The 4522-nt window shown below is 69.0% G+C and carries 1 protein-coding gene; it reads left to right on the top strand.

Annotated features, from left to right (window positions below; all coding sequences use genetic code 11):
- The coding region (locus ACWCQM_RS40735; RefSeq protein ID WP_450920106.1) for a type I polyketide synthase at nucleotides 1–4522 on the top strand (4522 nt) is incomplete at both ends.

Genomic DNA, 4522 nt, shown 5'->3' with positions numbered 1-4522 from the left:
GCGGCTGGGGCGTCGGTGTCGGTGGCGGGCTGTGATGTCGCGGACCGTGATGCGCTGGCCGGGGTTTTGGACGGTGTTGCCCTGTCGGGTGTGGTCCATGTTGCGGGCGTGCTGGATGACGGTGTGATCGGTGCGATGACTCCGGAGCGGTTGGACGGGGTGTTCGCGCCGAAGGCGGATGCGGCGTGGTATTTGCATGAGTTGACGGCGGGGATGGACCTGTCGGCGTTCGTGCTGTTCTCCTCCGCCGGCGGTCTGGTGCTGGCTGCGGGGCAGGCGAACTACGCTGCGGCGAACTCCTTCCTGGACGGGCTGGCGGCCACTCGCCGGGCACAGGGCCTCGCAGCGGTGTCCATGGCGTTCGGTCTCTGGCACGTGGACACCGGGATGAACGACCAGGCCGATGAGGCCGCCGAGCACATGGCCCGCCAGGGCTTCCCCGCACTCAGCGTGGAGCAGGGGCTGGAACTCTTCGACGCCGGCCTGACCGCGGATGGCCCGCTCGTGGTGCCGTTGCCCCTGGACCAGGCCGTGTTGCGTCGACGGGGAGACGGGCTTCCTCCGCTCCTGCGCGGGCTGGTACGTCTGCCGGTACGGCGTGCAGCCGGCGACCGGGGCCTGCCGTCCGGTCTGGCCGCGAGGCTTACGGGTCTGCCTCGTGAGGAGCGGGCACGGCTGCTGCTGGACGTGGTGCGGGAAGAGGTCGCCGGCGTACTCGGGCATGCCACGGTCGACGCCGTCGAAGCGGACCGTGCTTTCAAGGACCTGGGCTTCGACTCGCTCACCGCCATCGAACTCCGCAACCGCGTCAACGCTGCCACAGGCCTGCGGCTGCCGGCGACCCTGGTCTTCGACTACCCCAGCGCACGATCGGTGGCTGCGTTCGTCGACACCCAGCTCACGGGGAGCGACGCCTCAGAAGCGACGGGTTCCACGGTCCTGCGTCCGACGGTTCTGGATGACGATCCGATCGTGATCGTCGCGATGGCCTGCCGCTATCCGGGCGGTGTGGAGTCGCCCGAGGACCTGTGGGATGTGGTGGCCGAGGGCCGTGATGTGGTGTCGGCGTTCCCCGACAACCGTGGCTGGGACACCGGACGGCTTTACGACCCGGAGCCCGGGAAGCTCGGAAAGACATACACCAAGGACGGCGGATTCCTGCACGAGGCTGGAGAGTTCGACCCCGGGTTCTTCGGGATCAGTCCCCGCGAGGCGTACGAGATGGACCCCCAGCAGCGGCTGCTGCTGGAGGTGTCGTGGGAGGCCATCGAGCGTGCCGGAATCGATCCGGGCACGCTGAAGGGTTCGCGCACCGGCGTCTTCGCCGGATTGATGTACCACGACTACGCCGGCGTGAGCGCAGGTGGCAGCCTTGTCTCCGGCCGGATCGCCTACACGCTGGGCCTGGAGGGCCCGGCCGTGACCGTCGACACCGCCTGCTCTTCTTCCCTGGTGGCGCTGCACTCGGCGATCCAGTCCCTGCGTTCCGGCGACTGCGACCTGGCGCTCGCCGGTGGTGTCACCGTGATGACCACGCCCCAGATGTTCGTCTACTTCAGTGAGCAGCGAGGGTTGGCTTCGGATGGGCGTGCGAAGTCGTTCTCTGCGGGTGCGGATGGCACGGCGTGGGGTGAAGGTGCGGGAATGCTCCTGGTGGAGCGGCTTTCTGATGCGCGGCGCCTGGGGCATCCGGTGGTCGCTGTGGTGCGGGGTTCCGCGCTGAACCAGGACGGGGCGAGCAACGGATTCTCGGCCCCGAACGGCCCTTCGCAGGTACGTGTCATTCGCCAGGCCCTCTCCAATGCGGGGCTGACCGGTGCCGATGTGGACCTGGTGGAGGCGCACGGGACGGGTACGACACTCGGTGATCCGATCGAGGCGCAGGCGTTGCTGGCGACGTACGGTCAGGACCGGCCGGAGGGGCGTCCTCTGTGGCTGGGTTCGGTGAAGTCCAACATGGGCCACACCCAGGCCGCCGCGGGTGTGAGCCAGGTGATCAAGGCAGTGCAGGCGATGCGGCATGGTGTGCTGCCGAAGACGTTGCATGTGGATCGTCCGTCGGATCAGGTGGACTGGTCTGCGGGTGCGGTGGAGCTGCTGACGGAGGCCAGGGAGTGGCCGGAGACGGATGGCCCGCGTCGGGCCGCTGTGTCGTCGTTCGGGATCAGCGGTACGAACGCGCATGTGGTTCTGGAGCAGGTGGTGGAGGAGCCGGCCGCTGCTGTTGAGCCGGTGGTGGATGGTCCGGTGGTGCCGTGGGTGGTGTCGGGCCGGAGTCCGGAGGCGTTGCGTGATCAGGCCGCGCGTCTGCTGGACCGGGTGGCTGGGTCTGATCTGCGTCCGGTGGATGTCGGCTTCTCGCTGGTGACCTCGCGTGCTGGGTTCGAGCATCGTGCGGCGGTGGTGGGCAGGACGCGGGAGCAGCTGGCCGAGGGGCTGCGGGTGCTCGCGGCGGGCGGCACGAGTGGTGTTGCCGTGGGTGCTGTGCGCGGGGGCAAGTCTGCTTTCTTGTTCACGGGTCAGGGTGCGCAGCGGGTGGGGATGGGCCGTGAACTCCACGCCGCCTACCCGGTGTTCGCTGAGGCTTTTGATGCGGTGGTCGCTGAGCTGGACGGTCAGCTGTCGGGATCGTTGCGGGATGTGGTGTGGGGTGAGGACGCTGGTGTTCTGGGTCGGACGGAGTTCACTCAGCCGGCGTTGTTCGCGTTCGAGACTGCGTTGTTCCGGTTGCTGGAGTCGTGGGGTGTGCGCCCGGACTTCCTGGCGGGTCATTCGGTGGGTGAGCTGACGGCCGCGCATGTGTCGGGTGTGCTGTCGCTGGCTGATGCGGCGCGGCTGGTCGCTGCCCGTGCGCGCTTGATGCAGGCGCTCCCGGAGGGTGGCGCGATGGTCGCCATCCGCGCTTCTGAGGACGAGGTTCTCCCGTATCTGACGTCGGATGCGCTGAGCATCGCTGCGGTGAACGGTCCGGAAGCGGTGGTGATCTCCGGTGCCGAGGGTGAGGTCCTTGCGCTCGCAGCCCGGTTCGAGGCGGAGGGTCGTAAGACGAACCGTCTGCGGGTCTCGCACGCGTTCCACTCGCCGCTGATGGAACCGATGCTGGCCGAGTTCCGCACCGTCGCGGAGAGCGTGTCGTTCGGCGAGGCTCGTATCCCGGTCGTCTCCAACCTCACGGGCGAGCTGGCGGGCTCGGAGGATCTGCGTTCGGCTGAGTACTGGGTGCGTCATGTCCGCGAGGCTGTGCGGTTCGCGGACGGAGTGCGTGCCCTGTCGGCTGCCGGGGTCACGGTGTTCCTGGAGGTCGGTCCGGACGCGGTCCTCACCGCCATGGCCCAGAGTTCCGCAGCTGATGCGGTGTTCGTGCCCGGCCTGCGGCGCAATCAGGGCGAGCCTGAGGCGCTGGTCGCGGCGCTTGCGCGGCTCCACACCGTGGGCCATGTTCCGGACTGGGAGGCGTTCTACGCGCCCACCGGAGCCAGCCGCGTCGACCTGCCCACGTACGCCTTCCAGCGGGAGCACTACTGGTCGCTCCCCGCAGTCGCCGGGGGCGATCCGGAGTCGCTGGGTCTCGGCGAGGCTGGGCATCCGCTGCTGGGTGCGGCGGTGACCTTGCCGGACGGCGGAGTCGTCTTCACCGGCCGCCTCTCCCTCAACTCCCACCCCTGGCTTGTCGATCACGCCATCCTGGGCAGCGTGCTGGTACCGGGCACCAGTTGGGTCGACCTGGCACTGCGCGCGGGTGAGGAGGTCGGGTGCGCGCTGCTGGAGGAGCTGAAGCTTCAGGCACCGTTGGTCGTACCAGAGAACGCTGCCGTGCAGTTCCAGGTGGCGGTCGGCGCGGCCGAAGCCCCCACTGATCGTCGCCGCATCGCGGTTCACTCCCGTGCGGAGGGCGATCCGGATGCGACGTGGACAGTGCATGCGGAAGGGACGCTGATACCGCTGTCGGCCGCTCCCGATGCCGATCCGGTGGCGTGGCCGCCGGCCGGAGCGGTGCCGGTTCCGGTCGAGGGGGCGTACGACCGGCTGGCGGAGCAGGGCTACGGATACGGGCCGGGGCTCCAAGGACTGAGAGCTGTCTGGACGCGGGGTGAGGAGATCTTCGCCGAGGTCGCCCTGCCCGAAGAAGTCCGGGAGGAGACGGACCAGCCGGGGCTGCATCCCGCTCTCCTGGAGGGCGGGATGCAGGCTGCCCTGCTGGTGGGCGAGACCGGGACCAGCGGCACACCACGGATGCCGGCCGAGTGGAGCGCGGTGGCCCTGCACGCCACGGGCGCGGAGGAGATCCGCGTTCGACTGGTACGGGACGACACCGGCTATGCGATGCATGTCACGGACACCGCCGGCTCACCTGTGTTCTCAGCAGCATCCTTCACCACTCGCCCACTGGACCTGAAGCAACTGCGGACCGAGGCTTCCACGGCCGACTCGTTGCTGGCGGTTGAGTGGGGTGTGGTGGCTGGGGGTGCGGCTGCTGCGGGTGTGGGTTCGTTCGTGTGGTGGGAGGACGTTGCCGCCGACG

Source organism: Streptomyces sp. NPDC002125, assembly GCF_053593715.1.
The sequence above is the reverse complement of the archived record's forward strand: the minus strand, read 5'-3'. Positions and strand labels throughout refer to the sequence as shown.